We start from the raw sequence: 14,255 nt of genomic DNA, 5'->3' as shown, positions 1-14,255 counted from the left end.
CGATGTTAAGACAGAGCATAAAAAGACTAAGTGTGAGTTACAAATACGATCGCAACGATAAGTCACTTAAACGATCCAATTCATTTTTTGTCGGGATCGTTGAAAGATAAATGACAGGCATTGGCGGCGTATCGATCGGAATATTTGAAACTAATAAATCATTTTTCTTGATAGTGATATCTGACAATTGACTCAATTCAATTGGCTCCAAGATCACTCGTTTTCCTAAATAAGCATTTAATTCTTGTTGCAAAAAAGCTTTCCATGAAGGTTCCCCTTGAAAAATAAAATAAATCGTTGCTTGATACGGCTGCACGGCTAAAAGTGTCTGTTGGATCAATAAAGAAAGTAAATAAAAGAAATAAGTCTCATTGGTGACCTTTTTGACCATGCTCGTCGATTCTTTAACTTGTTGCAACAAAGCGAATTTATGAGGATATAACTCTGGGTATTCTTGTTCATATTCTTTTAAATAATAGTGATATTGCTTGGTTGTTTGTTCGATCAATAACGGTGATTCATAGTATTTCAGGAGTAGTAAAATCAAATTTTCCGGTAAGTTTGTTTGTTCTAACTCTTTGATAGCTAAGCTTTCTGATAGACGATTTACAAATTCACGAATGTTTGTTTCTGCAGGGTGACGGTGTAAAATATCCAAGATCATAGGCGGGTAAGAGTTGTTATAGTTCCAGCTGTCAAGAAAACAGGAAAAAGCAAACGCTGCTTCTTTATCTTTAAGATAGACCCCTTCAGTTCGGTACAGTTTTTCTAATTCAGGAGCATAGAGTAAAAATAATTGATCCTGGGTAGAAAACAATGAAGTCGGGATTCGACAACCAGCTTTGATCCGAATCGTGTTGATAAAAAACCAACAAATCCCGAATACCTCTTCGGTGTCAACAGCTAACTCAGCTTGTCGTAAAAGTTTGAGGAACCGGAAGTAGTGAGATTCATGGATCGAGTAATCCTCGAAGAAATAGTTGTTATGGGTAAACGGCATAAGTAATCGATGATAAAATAGCCGAATGGTTTCTTCTTCACCTGAAAACGACAAACGGTGGCGGTTTTGTTCGATCTGTAATTCGTAGACGACTAATTGTTGATTCAATTTTTTGACATGACGATTCAATGTTTCATAAGACAAGCCGTTACGTGCTAAAAAGGTGGGGGTAGCGACTTCTTTAATCGTTAATAATTCTTTCAATAATTGGACACTGATCGACTGTGTCAGAAAAATTTCCCACAGTTCATTTGTCAGGAGATTCTGTTCGTTTTTTAGTTGAATCCCTGATTGGTCACTATTGATTAGCCAGCCTTTAGGTAATTGGGTTTTGATTGTTTGAAGATCAGAAAAAATCGTACGCTCTGTGGTATTGACAGCTTCGGCTAACTCGTTCACAGTTATTTGCGAGTGATTCAGTAATAGTTCCACTAAAGAGACTTGGCGTTTGATATCTTTTTCAGTAATGATTTTTTTCATTAAAGAATACATCGGATCAACCTTTCTTTGTTAAGTATGACAAGTGAGGAAGACACTCGTTTCGCCGTATCTTCATAATGAAACTTGATTATTTTAGATAGCGCTTACCATTAGTATAATGAAAAAAGGCACAATATCAAATAAAGGATGAGTTTTTTTGATTTTTTTACTTCAATCAGCCTTCGTTTATTTAAAGTAGAAGTTAGCTAAAAAATTTGACTTATACTAAAATAAGTAAAAAGATAGTCATGTGAGAGGAGTGAGTAGAATGGAAACTAGACTAAACGATTATCGCCGCTTACTAGCGATTGCTCAAGCTGGATTGCTTTATGGGAAAGACGTGTTTGACAAAGAACGATATGAAGAGCTGCAAGAAATCTCGTTGAAGCTGCTGAGTGAAGTGGGATTGGAAACAAAGGAAGAATGGACAAGCCTAATAGAAGCGCATGAAGGATATCCAACACCAAAAGTTGACGTACGTGCATGGATCAAACAAGACGAGAAGATTTTATTGATCGAAGATACAAAAACACAAGAATGGTCATTACCAGGAGGATTTGCAGAAGTTGGTTTGTCTCCTAAAGAAAATATACGTAAAGAAGTCAAAGAAGAAACTGGATTAGAGGTAGAAGTAGGTCAATTATTAGCGATATTTGATACGAATCTGCGCACAGACATCCCTCAAGCCTTTCAGTACTATAAAATTGTTTTTTCTTGCGCTATCTTGTCAGGTACATTTGTGGCAAACCATGAAACTTCTAATATGAAATTCTTCCACTTAAATGATTTACCAAAACTCTCGCTGAAACGTACGACCAAAGAGCAACTATTGATTTTAGAAAAAGCTACCTTGCCTTATTGTGATTGATCAGGGAAGGTAGTTTTTTTATTTTTAGTGATTTTTTGTTGCAAATGCAATAAAAAAGAGTAAAATCATACTAAAGCTAGGTAAGGGAGGGCTAAAATGGACGAAATCATTCGAGAGATTGGAGCAATTGCCCGTGCCTTGGACTCGATTAGTAACATTGAGTTTCAAGAAGTTGATTTGACAAGAGGACAATACCTGTATTTAGTACGAATCTGTGAACATCCTGGCATTATTCAAGAAAAGTTAGCTGAGATGATCAACGTTGACCGAACAACAACGGCACGTGCGGTGAAAAAATTGATAGCAAAAGACCTGATAAAAAGCATGCCAGATAAAAACAATAAAAAGATAAAAAAACTTTACCCAACGGATCGTGGAAAAAAAGTCTATCCGTTTATCCTTCGAGAGCATCATTATTCCAATCAAGTAGCTGTCAAAGGGTTATCCCCGCAAGAAGTTTTGCAATTACACACACTTTTGCAAAAAGTTCGGAAAAATGTGAGTGAAGATTGGCATTATATAAAAAAAGGAAACAAAAGAATTTATTGAAAGGACTGGAGCGGTGAAAACAATCGAAATCGTAGGGATCAAAGAAACGGAAGTAGAAAAATTACAGGCAATTAGTATCGAGACCTATCAAGCTACCTTTGGTGAACACAACAGTGAAGAATTGATGACGGCCTATTTGGATGAAGCTTATGCGCTCGATAAATTGAGGCGAGAACTACAAGAGGAACAGTCAGAATTTTATTGGGCAGTACTAGATGACCGGATTGCTGGCTATCTAAAATTAAATATAGGGCAAGCACAAACAGAAGCAATGGGAGAAGGATTTCTAGAGATCGAACGTATTTATGTCCGATCGCCATTTAAATCTAAAGGGATTGGATCTAGATTGATCGAATTTGCTGTGCAAAAAGCGCAAGAAAAACAAAAAGAGGCGATTTGGTTAGGGGTATGGGAACATAACTATCCTGCCTTAGCTTTTTATAAAAAACATGGATTCCAACATCATAGCCAACATATTTTTTATATGGGAGATGATGCTCAGACAGATTATCTATATGTCAAAAATTTACAGAAATAAAAGGAGCAGAAACATGGAAAAAATCATCGCAGAACAAAATTTTTGGGAAGTCTTTCCAGAAGCAACAATTGAAGTTTTGGTAGTCGAAGGTATCGATAATCATGTAGATAAAGCCAAAGAAGAACACTTCCATCAACTATTGAATGATGCAGCGAAAGAAGCAAGAGGATATTTGACAGAAGAAACATTCAGTCAAAATGAAGTCATTGCCCAATGGCGTCAAGCTTTTTCACGTTTTAAAACCAAAAAAGGAGCCCGTTCATCAATTGAAGCGTTATTAAAAAGAGCTAGCCAAGAACGTGAATTTTTCCCTATCAACCCATTAGTCGATATCTATAACAGTATTTCTCTAACATTTGGTGTGCCGTGTGGAGGAGAAGATCAAGAAAAAATCAAAGGGGATCTTCATCTAGGAAAAGCTCACGGTGGTGAAAGTTTCTTACCTCTAGGAGCAGAAGATGATGCACCAGCTTTACCAGAAGAAATCATTTATTACGATAACGAAGGAGCAATCTGTCGCAGTTTCAACTGGCGAGAAGCGCAACGGACAATGTTGACGGAAGACACGACTAAAGCCATTTTGGTTATTGAATCAGTCACAAAAGAGCAAGCATCACGTGGCGCAAAAGCAATGACAGAATTGAAAAAACGCGTGGAACAAACATTTGGCGTAGAAGGGAAAACATTTACGCTAACAAAGGAACATCCAGAAATGAACATTTGAAGTAGGAGCGAAACGTAGGAAGGAAAAGTCGCTCAACCAATAAGATCACATAGAAAAACGAGGGATTTTTCTATGTGATCTTGTTTTCTCTAACGAGTGTAGTTTTGAATGGTTTCGTTTCGCTGTTGTGCTATCAAATCTTATCAAAACAAGACAAACTGACAAAGAATCGTCACAGTCTGTCAAATCTTGTCGGATTTTTCGATTCTTAAACCGAGAATTCTTTGATTATCCGCTTTCATGATATACTTAATGAAAAGGATCAACACCATCAAAGGAGGATCAGAGATGATCGGTAAAACCAGAGTCATGCTTTATGCAGAAAATGTTGAAGTGCTTAGTCAATTTTTTGTCGAAACTCTAGGCGCAACAGTTAGTGAAACGATTGAGTTACCAGAAGAATTTCAAAGTACGATCGTGCAACTTTCACCAGAATTTGAATTAGGGATTTTTCCAAAAGTTTTTGTCCAACGATTTTCGCCAGAAGTGTTAGGTACGACTCCTTCGATCATTTTCTTTACGGATCAATTTGAGGAGATCTATCAAAAAATAGAGAATGCTGGTGAAATCATGGAGAACAATGGCGTAGAGACGTTCAACTTTTCTGATCCAGAAGGAAACTATTTTGTGATCGGTAAGTTGTAATGTTTGAAATCAGAAGAGGTCCTGATGTTTGAAAAGGAGATGCACAGGACAAGGAATTTAAATAAATGAATAACAAATTTTTGAAGGAAAGGAGAGACTGTCATGAATCTAATCGCAAAAATGGAAGAATATTCACAGAGACGACGAGAAGAAAAAAGTGAAAAAATCCGTATGAAAAACTTGAAGACAGGGAAAAAGCCAACAAAAGGTTGGGGGAAAATGGTAGATACAGGATATGGCGGCTTGAATTCGTTGACTCATTCTAGTGAAATTAGTAAATATTTTTCGGCAGAAAGTGACATCAAGGGATTCATTGCTGAAGAACAAAAACGCATCGGAAAAGAGCAGCTAAAAGAATAGCTAAAGCAAACCGATTTGGTACGCTATTTTGTTTGAAATGCTCCTTTTCTATTAAAAAAACTGTTAAATCAGTACATAACGATCAAAAAAACTTAAAGTTCGGATTTTGCTTAAAATCCGACTTTTTTGTTTACTTATGTTCTGATTTAGTATATGATTAAACACGTTGTTTTTAAATAATTCAAAATTTTGAGGGACTTTTTTATAAATGTTCGGTTTTAGGGGGATGAAAGATGAAGGAAAAACTACTTTCCTACTTCGAGATTGAAAAATTAGGTACCACCGTCAGAAGAGAAATACTTGCAGGCTTTACAACATTTATCTCAATGGCATATATCTTATTTGTCAATCCAACAGTTTTGGGTGCATCAGGAATGGACGAAGGTGCGGTGTTTACGGCTACAGCATTAGCAAGTGCGATCGGCTGTATTTTAATGGGGGTCTTAGCGCGTTACCCGATTGGTACTGCCCCAGCATTAGGGATCAATGCCTTTTTTGCTTATTCCGTTTGTTTAGGAATGGGGATTCCTTGGGAAACAGCTTTAGCAGGCGTGTTCGTTGCTTCTTTGATTTTTATTTTGATCACGATTTTCAAATTACGTGAAATGATCATTGATGCAATTCCAGCTGATTTAAAATATGCGATCTCAGGTGGGATTGGCTTATTTATTGCTTTCCTTGGCTTAAATGAGGGAGGAGTCATCGTTTCAAATGAATCCACATTAGTGGGGTTAGGATCACTAAGCGTAGGTTCAACATGGTTGACGATTTTTGGGTTAGTTGTGACAGCGATCTTATTGATAAGACGTGTTCCAGGAGGTATTTTTATTGGGATGGTAGCTAGCACAATTCTTGGATTAGTGACTGGACTTATTCCTATGCCTTCTCAATTAGTTTCGGCTGCACCAAGTTTAAAGCCAACATTCTTAGTTGCATTGAAACATATCGGAGACATCAACTCGCTACAAATGTGGGTAGTCGTATTAACCTTTTTATTAGTTACATTCTTTGATACAGCAGGCACGTTAGTCGGTTTAGCTAATCAAGCTGGTTTTATGAAAGATAACAAAATGCCTCGTGTTGGGAAAGCGTTGGCTTCTGATTCAACAGCTATGCTTGCAGGTTCTTTATTAGGAACTTCACCAGTTGGGGCTTTCGTTGAATCTTCTGCCGGAATCGCTGTTGGTGGCCGTTCTGGGATCACTGCAGTAACGACCGGGATCTTATTCCTATTCGGTTTATTCTTTTCACCGTTGCTATCAGTAGTGACTTCACAAGTAACAGCACCAGCACTGATCATTGTCGGTGTATTGATGGCACAATCGTTACGTCAAATCGAATGGGGCAAGTTAGAGATCGCCATTCCAGCTTTCTTGATCTTGATCGGTATGCCGTTAACTTACAGTATCTCTGATGGGATCGCATTAGGATTTATCTTCTATCCAATTACTATGATCGCAGCAAAACGCGGAAAAGAAGTATCACCGATCATGTATCTGTTATTCTTTGTCTTTATTGGCTTCATGTGGATACTGAACATTAGTTAACTTGATTTAGTTGATTAATTTTTATGATGTGTGACAAGTAAAAAAACCTTGGCAAATGGAGATCTCGCTATTGTTAGCGAGAAAACAAATGCCAGGGTTCTTTTTTGGAAAAAATTGTTATCGGTAACAACTGAAAGTAAAAGACGATAGCATCAAGGTTTAGGCGTGGTGAAAGAAATAAGGAGAATAATGGCTATTTACTCTCGTTTTTGAAAGCGTTACAATTTTTGCGAGGTATATAATCTTTAACCAATGGAGGAAAGTATGGAGAAAAAATGGTGGCATCAATCAGTTGTCTATCAAGTATATCCTCGTAGTTTTCAAGATACGAATGGGGATGGAGTCGGGGATTTACAAGGAGTGATCGCTCGATTAGATTATCTGCATTATTTAGGGATCGATACGATATGGTTATCTCCCGTATATGAATCTCCTAACGACGATAACGGTTACGATATCAGTGATTATCAAGCAATCATGGCCGAATTTGGCACGATGGCTGATATGGAGGAACTGATTGCAGAAGCAAAGAAACGTGAAATAAAAATCATTATGGATCTCGTCGTCAACCACACATCAGATGAACATGCTTGGTTTATCGAAGCTCGTCAAAGTAAGAAAAATCCGTATCGGGATTATTACATTTGGCGTGACCCAATCAATGGAAATGAGCCTAATCAATTACGGTCGATATTCAGTGGCTCTGCTTGGCAGTTTGATGAAACAACTAGCCAGTATTATTTACATCTTTATAGTAAAAAGCAACCAGATTTAAACTGGGAAAATCCCCACTTACGTCAAGAAATCTATCAGATGATGAACTTTTGGATCGACAAGGGAATTGGTGGTTTCCGAATGGACGTGATCGATACGATTGGGAAGTTACCTGATCAAGAAATAACAAGTAATGGTCCCAAACTTCATGACTATTTACAAGAGATGAATCAAGCTACTTTTGGAAACAAAGATCTGATGACAGTGGGCGAAACTTGGGGAGCAACCACGGACATTGCGAAGCTTTATTCTGATCCCAAGAGAAATGAACTATCGATGATCTTTCAATTTGAACATGTCGGTTTGGATCAACAGGCAGGAAAAGACAAATGGGATTTAAAACCATTGAGTATTCCTGAGTTGAAACAGGTATTATCAAAATGGCAAACTTCTTTAGGGAATGAAGGGTGGAACAGTCTATTTTGGAATAACCATGATTTGCCAAGGATCATCTCACGTTGGGGGAATGATCAAGATTATCGAGAAGAAAGTGGCAAAATGTTTGCGATTTTGCTGCATATGATGAAAGGGACACCTTATATTTATCAAGGAGAAGAAATCGGGATGACAAACTACCCGATCAAGGATATTTCTGAAGCGCAAGATATTGAAACGATCAACATGTATCACGAACGGTTAACTTTAGGATTTACTCCGGAAGAAATCTTGTGTTCGATCAATGCAAAAGGGCGTGACAATGCGCGTACACCGATGCAATGGGATAATAGTGAACATGCTGGATTTACCACAGGAACTCCTTGGCTACACGTCAATCCAAACTACCAAACGATCAATGTGAAAACAGCCTTAGCAAAGAAAGATTCTATTTTTTATACGTATAAGCAATTGATCGAGTTACGGAAAAACAATGAACTCATCGTCTGGGGAGATTACCAGTTGGTAACAGATACGCCCGATGACGTATTTGCCTATTATCGGACGTTGAATAATGAACAATGGTTAGTCGTTTGCAATATGTCTGAAAAAAATCAGCCATACACATTGGCTGATCAAGCGATGACACTGGTCATTTCAAACTATCCACAAAAACAGATACCAACAGGCAAAATGAATTTACGTCCTTATGAAGCTTTTGTTTTGAAGACGAGCAAATAAATGACTTGTCCGAACACCTCAAAAAAGAGTATGATAAAAGAAATTTAGACAAGTGTGAGGACCATGATGAAAGTATTGTTTGATTTGATTCCAAAAAAACAAGAGGAAATGGTACTTTTTCAAGTTCATGAAAAGGTACCATTTTTAACTTCGATTGCTGATATTTTAGAGAAATACAAAGTGGAAACTATTTTAGTGAGAGACTATAAAAAAGAAAGAGATGTCTATTTAGATTTATTCTCGATTTTTTATATCGAATATCTTGATCGCAAATGTTTTTTTTATACGGAAAATGAAGTGTATGAGCGAAGATTGACACTAGCTCAGTTAATGAAAGAACTCCCAGAACCATTTATCCAAATATCGAAAACGACTATTTTAAATATCTATATGGTTAAAGAAATCAATTCGTCGCTTTTAAATGGAAATCTCTATGTCACATTACAAAATACAGAAGAGTTACTCGTTAGCCGTTATTTTTCCAAAGCATTAAAAGAAAAAATTGATCAGACTTTTCGCAACAAGTGACAAGAAAAATGCAAGAAATGACAATCAAACTAGCTTCAATAAGGAAACCTTGTAGAATAAATGTACCTGATAGCTGGTAAGATGAAAAGGAGAGCCCGATGAAATTGATACAACGTATGATGAGAAGTATTGGTATTGGAAGCTTTGCTTTCTTGCTGTTCAAATTAGTTTCACAAACCCATGAGATCACGAGAAATGAGATTCTTTTTGTCTTCTTTCTCTCGGCTTTTATTGGCGTAGTATCGTTGATCGAGCGAATTGAGAAGCTTAATTATCTTCAGATTATACTGCTACATTTTATTAGTACGTATGCCTTTAGTTATTTCTTGTTGGTGCTGTTGAATGGAAGTGTTTCTGTTCATTTTGAGAGATACACGCTAACCTTTGTGAGTATCTATTTCATTGTGTGGCTTTGTTTGATCATCAGGAACTTTTTACGAGCCCGATTGTTAAATAAACGAATCCAAATAATCAATACACGGCATTCAGGAATTTCAGGAAAGAAAGAAGAATAAAACGTGGAACATCTACAAAATTATCTCATTGTGTTAGTATTGATTCTCTTTTTTTTACAGAGATTACTTAAAGAAAGAGCAATCAAAGACACGATGAAAAGTGAAATCATCATTGTATTAGTTGGACTTTATTTAATCATAAGCAACTGGCAAGAAATCATTAAGACTAACCATACACTTATCCTTATTGTTTTGTCTGTTTTGCTGGGATTCATCTTTGGCGTGTTACGTGCCCAAACTGTAAAAATCTATCAAAGACAAAGTGACCAGCAATGGGTAAAAAAGGGAACTTGGCTGACCGTCCTTGTATTTATCATAGGGGTCATCGTCAATCGTGTCAGCGTATTGCCTTTTGGTGAAAGCGTACCTGCAGTTGCTGAAACTTTGCATATCGGTGTCTCATTATTAGGTGCCAAAGTAGTTTATCTGAAAAAAGTATAAACCAATCAGCGCATAAACAATACCAATCAGTCGCAGTTTTTTTCTTATTCGGCGGTACCTAGTGACAATTTTTTTGAATCATTCTTTTATGAATGGAATAAGACCTCTCTTCAACAAGGAGAGCATGTGAAAAGATAACAGTATGAAACATCAAGAAAGTAAGAAGACTTCAAAAATGATAAGAAATACCAAGACAATTTTTTGCCGTATCTGTTCTCTACTTATCTTATTTCAAATTTTTGGTGCAGCTCATTGCTTGAAGGTGCTTGAATCTTGTTTCTGCGTTTTTATATCCCCTAAAACAGGTTATATTATTCTTTCTAGGAATTTTACATGCTCTTATTTTCCCTTGTTACTACAGCCTTTTTTGACAAATAACAAAAATCATACTATGATATGTTACGCGGATATTAGGGGGAGAAAACATGGAGAAACCGATTGAACAAGCGTTAAATGATTGTCTGTTTTTTAGTGTGAAAAAATTAGATCGCCTGTTGAATAAAATGGCAGATGAAGCATTTAAGAAAACGGGTTTGACACCGACATATGGGTTTATTTTATTAATTTTAAAAGAAAAAGATGGGTTACCACAAAAGGATATCGCCCAATTACTTTGTTCTGCACCTTCAACGATTGCTCGTTTTGTCGAAAAATTGGAATACAAAGGCTATATCAAAACAGTCAGTGATGGACGCTTGTCATTAGTTTATCTGACGGATCAAGGACGGGAATTTGTAAAAGAAATCGATAGTAGTTGGGAAGAACTACATCATGCATATCAAGAGATTCTAGGATCTGTAGAAAGTGAATGTTTATCTAAAGCAATCAATTCAGCCACTGAAAAACTACAAAAAAAATAAATTTTTTTAATCTCGTTAGTTGTATGCGCAACTAATTATGTGTTTTAATAAACGAAGAGAACTGAATGGAGGAATCACCATGGCAAATTTTAACGAAACAATCACTTTTCCTTCTGGTGTGACATTACCTAACCGTTTGATGATGGCACCTATGACCACCCAGTTAAGTTTTTATAATGGTGTGATTACGGAAGATGAGATCACGTATTACCAAGAACGTTCGAAGGGACTAGGCGCTGTTATTACAGGGGCTGCGAATGTGCAAGATATAGGAAAAGGCTGGCCCGGTGAACTTAGCATAACGCATGATGAAATGATACCTAGGCTCAGTGACTTGGCAAAGGCAATCAAAGAAAATGGGGCAAAAGCGATCGTACAAATCTTCCATGGCGGACGTATGACGAGTCGAGCAACGTTATCAGGCGAACAAACTGTTTCGGCTAGCGCAATCCCTGCAGAACGACCTAATGCGGAAACACCACGTGCCTTGTCAGAAGACGAAATCTTAGAAACAATCAAGGCTTTTGGTGAAGCAACTAGAAGAGCGATCGAAGCTGGATTTGATGGTGTAGAATTACACGGTGCTAATACGTATTTGATCCAACAATTCTTTTCGCCACATTCTAATCGTCGTGAAGATCAATGGGGCGGAAGCTTAGAAAATCGCTATCGCTTTATTGATGAAGTAGTGAAAAGTGTGTTTCAAGCTGTCGAAACATACGCAACAAAGCCTTTTATCGTAGGTTATCGCTTTTCACCAGAAGAATTTGAAACGCCTGGTATCCGTTTTGAAGATACCATATGGTTAATGGAAAAATTACGTGAAACAAAATTGGATTACCTTCATGTTTCATTAAGTACGTATGATCGTGTTGCTCGTTCTGAGCAATACAATGAGCAATCGATGCTTCACTATCTCCATGAAACATTGCAAGGAAAAATACCATTAGTGGGTGTAGGGAATGTCCGTAATCGCCAAGATGTTGAAGCGGTTTTATCTGATGCAGAGCTTGTCGCAGTTGGACAGCAACTATTAGTTGATCCCGAATGGGCGGTCAAATTAATGGAAAATCGCGATACAGAACTTGTGACCAAACCATTTGCAAAAGCATATCAAGAACTCTATTTACCTAATCCATTGTATAATTTTTTACAGATCCGTTATCAATCAAATACTAATAGATAAGTGAAGATCTGTTAGTAAAGAAAGAAGAGAGAACAATGAAAGTATTGATCGTCTTAACGAATGTGGAAAAATATAAAGGAACCGACCGTCCAACAGGTCTGTGGCTGAGTGAGCTGACTCATTTTTACGATGCTTTAGTTAAAAATAATATCTCAGCTGATTTTGTCAGTCCTAAAGGTGGGTATGTTCCTTTGGAGCCGAAGAGTCTGGAAGCGATGGATGAAATCGATTGGACGTATTATCAGGACGAAGATTTCCGTAACCGAGCGTTAGGAAGCACCTTGAGTCCAGCTGAAGTCGACCCAAACGAGTATCGTGCGATTTATTATACCGGTGGACACGGAACCATGTGGGACTTTCCTGAAGCAACGGATCTAGGAAAAATTGCTTCATCGATCTATCAGAATGACGGAATCGTTTCAGCTGTTTGTCATGGTGTAGTCGGATTACTTCCTGTAGTTGACGTTTCTGGTCAACCGATTTTAGCGGGGAAAACGGTCACTGGTTTTAGTAACGAAGAAGAAACAGCGAATGGAACAACGGACAAAGTACCTTTTCTAACAGAAGATGCCTTGAAAGAAAAAGGAGCAAACTATCAAGCAGGACCAGCTTTTACAGCGGTCGTACATGCAGATGGACAGTTGTTGACCGGACAGAATCCTCAATCTGCCCATCAATTAGGAATCAAAGTCGTTGAATCTTTGAAGAAGTAAGTTGTTAAGGGAAAAAGTTAAGCAAAAAACGAAAATAAACAGTTCCGACGTAGGCCTTCTTATTACAGCATTATAGTAAGTCTGCCAAAAAACAATCCAATTTAACAATAGAAGAAAACTTTATAAAGTAGAGGGTGGAATCTGAAACGTCCTCCAAAATTTAGATTTTTTAGTCTAACTGTTTGGAGTCGCTTCAGATTTTGCCCTCTATTTCTATAAAAAAATAAAAAGAATGGACAACGTAAGTCTAAAAATTGATTTTTTTATGGAGTATGAGAGGAAAAAAACCATGGTAAAATAAAAGCGGATACATAGAAAGTAACTAAGGAAGAAAGGAATGATGAAATGAAATTGCTAGAAAAAGAAACGTTCTATTATGAATGTAATGAATATCTAATTGAGCCGGTCAATTGTGCTTTTTTTACTGAGGAAAAGGATCGAGGATACGAAAGTCATCGCGAAGCAGTCTTGGCCTTTCTTACGTATGCTAATCGGGTATGGTGTATCTGGACACCAAAATTTGTGCCTGGATTAACTCAAAAATTAGCCGAAGTGCCAGAAGTTGAGATCACACTAACCCCAGAAGTCGAGGGAAAAATAAAAGCTGGGGTAGATGCCCAAGTAAAAGCAGATATGCAAGGAAAGATCAGATACCTTCAAGCAGGCGGACGAAAAGTAGATCTCAAAAAGCTACAAATGGAGTATGAAGAACGCAAACAAGAGCGTTACCAATTGGTAAAAGAGCTTAGAAAAGAGCGTGAAGCCTTATTGATTATGTTTCCTCAACTGTATGAACGAACTGAAGAAGTAACGCTTACTTATATGGAAGAAACCTCGTTTGATACTTATGACGGCTTTCCCATACGGGTCAATCCCGAAATGATGAAAGCTGATGAAATCAGTTCCACCACTTTTTTTGCCAAGGGTGGGGAATACCAAATTGCTTTTTGTAGTTATCTCCAGACCCATCGAACAATCGAAGATTTCAAACGAGTCAATCAACTCCTGTTTCCTAATCGAAGTGAGTTAGTCATTTATCAATGGCATACTGATTTTACTAACTTTTATAATGAAGGTAGAAGAGATGATGGAGCGTATCTATGGTCGATCTATGATAAGAAACAAAAACGATTTACGGTCATTGATATTGAACTGTTTATCCCGTAGATGATACAAAATGATTAAAAAAGGAGAGTCAAGGGTAGAACTTCCTTGGCTCTCTTTTCTTTAAGGGAAAATCAACGAAATCAGGTGTTTGTTTGTGGTTCGATTCTTCCATACGACACTATTATTCATAGATCAAAGTATTTGTTTCTTCTTTATATCTTTTTAGATCTGGAAAAGCAGTGACAATGTAATACTTATGATTTTTTCGAAGTTCGTTCTTCCTTTTTTTGTGAAAAAGTAGTTT

At 37.2% G+C, this 14,255-nt stretch carries 16 protein-coding genes; 15 read left to right on the top strand and 1 reads right to left on the bottom strand.

Annotated elements, in window-relative coordinates; genetic code table 11:
- Nucleotides 1-37: 37 nt before the first annotated feature.
- Nucleotides 38-1,492 carry a helix-turn-helix domain-containing protein gene (locus IGJ27_RS11490; RefSeq protein WP_178306344.1) on the bottom strand — a complete coding sequence of 485 codons (1,455 nt, stop codon included), beginning with the start codon at nt 1,490-1,492 and terminating at the stop codon, nt 38-40.
- Nucleotides 1,493-1,748: 256 nt separating this feature from the next.
- On the opposite strand from IGJ27_RS11490, the gene IGJ27_RS11485 reads away from it, so the two are divergent.
- The 15 genes from IGJ27_RS11485 to IGJ27_RS11415 all read left to right on the top strand — a co-directional run bounded on the left by IGJ27_RS11485 (nt 1,749) and on the right by IGJ27_RS11415 (nt 14,011).
- Nucleotides 1,749-2,348: an NUDIX hydrolase gene (locus IGJ27_RS11485; RefSeq protein WP_010720982.1), complete on the top strand. Its 600-nt coding sequence runs from the start codon at nt 1,749-1,751 to the stop codon at nt 2,346-2,348.
- A 96-nt stretch (nt 2,349-2,444) separates the two neighbouring features.
- Nucleotides 2,445-2,897: a MarR family winged helix-turn-helix transcriptional regulator gene (locus IGJ27_RS11480; RefSeq protein ID WP_010720981.1), complete on the top strand. Its 453-nt coding sequence runs from the start codon at nt 2,445-2,447 to the stop codon at nt 2,895-2,897.
- 13 nt (nt 2,898-2,910) lie between these two features.
- A complete protein-coding gene (locus tag IGJ27_RS11475) occupies nt 2,911-3,435 on the top strand; it encodes a GNAT family N-acetyltransferase (RefSeq protein WP_178306345.1) in 525 nt (174 codons plus the stop codon).
- A 13-nt stretch (nt 3,436-3,448) separates the two neighbouring features.
- Complete coding sequence (locus IGJ27_RS11470) at nt 3,449-4,159, top strand: B3/B4 domain-containing protein (RefSeq protein WP_178306346.1); 711 nt, start codon at nt 3,449-3,451, stop codon at nt 4,157-4,159.
- 288 nt (nt 4,160-4,447) lie between these two features.
- Nucleotides 4,448-4,804 carry a VOC family protein gene (locus IGJ27_RS11465; protein ID WP_010720978.1) on the top strand — a complete coding sequence of 119 codons (357 nt, stop codon included), beginning with the start codon at nt 4,448-4,450 and terminating at the stop codon, nt 4,802-4,804.
- 102 nt (nt 4,805-4,906) lie between these two features.
- Nucleotides 4,907-5,164 (top strand): hypothetical protein, encoded by a 258-nt coding sequence (locus tag IGJ27_RS11460; protein ID WP_178306347.1) that lies wholly within the window; start codon nt 4,907-4,909, stop codon nt 5,162-5,164.
- Between the two features lie 233 nt (nt 5,165-5,397).
- Complete coding sequence (locus IGJ27_RS11455; RefSeq protein ID WP_010737017.1) at nt 5,398-6,711, top strand: NCS2 family permease; 1,314 nt, start codon at nt 5,398-5,400, stop codon at nt 6,709-6,711.
- A 264-nt stretch (nt 6,712-6,975) separates the two neighbouring features.
- The gene (locus tag IGJ27_RS11450) at nt 6,976-8,601 is read left to right on the top strand and encodes a glycoside hydrolase family 13 protein (RefSeq protein WP_178306348.1); all 1,626 of its coding nucleotides are present in this window, start codon (nt 6,976-6,978) and stop codon (nt 8,599-8,601) included.
- 66 nt (nt 8,602-8,667) lie between these two features.
- The gene (locus IGJ27_RS11445) at nt 8,668-9,129 is read left to right on the top strand and encodes a LytTR family DNA-binding domain-containing protein (RefSeq protein WP_010737019.1); all 462 of its coding nucleotides are present in this window, start codon (nt 8,668-8,670) and stop codon (nt 9,127-9,129) included.
- Nucleotides 9,130-9,227: 98 nt separating this feature from the next.
- A complete protein-coding gene (locus tag IGJ27_RS11440; protein WP_010720973.1) occupies nt 9,228-9,644 on the top strand; it encodes a DUF3021 family protein in 417 nt (138 codons plus the stop codon).
- Nucleotides 9,645-9,647: 3 nt separating this feature from the next.
- A complete protein-coding gene (locus IGJ27_RS11435) occupies nt 9,648-10,085 on the top strand; it encodes a DUF1453 domain-containing protein (protein ID WP_178306349.1) in 438 nt (145 codons plus the stop codon).
- 425 nt (nt 10,086-10,510) lie between these two features.
- Entirely contained in the window at nt 10,511-10,945 is a 435-nt protein-coding gene (locus IGJ27_RS11430) for a MarR family winged helix-turn-helix transcriptional regulator (RefSeq protein ID WP_081128822.1), read from the top strand.
- Nucleotides 10,946-11,024: 79 nt separating this feature from the next.
- Complete coding sequence (locus IGJ27_RS11425; RefSeq protein ID WP_178306350.1) at nt 11,025-12,131, top strand: NADH-dependent flavin oxidoreductase; 1,107 nt, start codon at nt 11,025-11,027, stop codon at nt 12,129-12,131.
- A gap of 35 nt (nt 12,132-12,166) precedes the next feature.
- Nucleotides 12,167-12,844: a type 1 glutamine amidotransferase domain-containing protein gene (locus tag IGJ27_RS11420; RefSeq protein ID WP_010720969.1), complete on the top strand. Its 678-nt coding sequence runs from the start codon at nt 12,167-12,169 to the stop codon at nt 12,842-12,844.
- Nucleotides 12,845-13,189: 345 nt separating this feature from the next.
- The gene (locus IGJ27_RS11415; RefSeq protein ID WP_178306351.1) at nt 13,190-14,011 is read left to right on the top strand and encodes a hypothetical protein; all 822 of its coding nucleotides are present in this window, start codon (nt 13,190-13,192) and stop codon (nt 14,009-14,011) included.
- Nucleotides 14,012-14,255: the final 244 nt, after the last annotated feature.

The sequence above is a fragment of the Enterococcus sp. DIV1726a genome (assembly GCF_051710985.1).
GTDB classification, from domain to species: Bacteria; Bacillota; Bacilli; order Lactobacillales; family Enterococcaceae; genus Enterococcus_B; species Enterococcus_B hirae.
The sequence above is the reverse complement of the archived record's forward strand: the minus strand, read 5'-3'. Positions and strand labels throughout refer to the sequence as shown.